The organism is Fictibacillus sp. Mic-4 (assembly GCF_049843615.1).
In the GTDB taxonomy this organism is placed as follows: Bacteria; Bacillota; Bacilli; order Bacillales; family Fictibacillaceae; genus Fictibacillus_A; species Fictibacillus_A gelatini.
On record NZ_JBBHZM010000139.1, the window covers coordinates 1 to 218 of the forward strand.

2 tRNA genes are annotated in these 218 nt (G+C 44.5%); both read right to left on the bottom strand.

Features of this window, described 5'->3' with window-relative positions:
• Positions 1 to 62 precede the first annotated feature (62 nt).
• Positions 63 to 139, bottom strand: a tRNA-Ile gene (locus tag WD019_RS21855).
• Between the two features lie 5 nt (positions 140 to 144).
• Positions 145 to 218, bottom strand: a tRNA-Gly gene (locus WD019_RS21860).

A 218-nucleotide genomic window follows, 5' to 3' on the forward strand; every position in this document is an offset into this window, starting at 1 on the left:
AAGAGCAACTTTTTCATCATAACAACTTAAACTTAAAATGTCAAGTGTTATTTCACGAAAAATGGTGGGCCTAAATGGACTCGAACCATCGACCTCACGCTTATCAGGCGTGCGCTCTAACCAGCTGAGCTATAGGCCCAAAATTGGAGCGGGTGATGAGAATCGAACTCACGACCAGAGCTTGGAAGGCTCTTGTTTTACCATTAAACTACACCCGC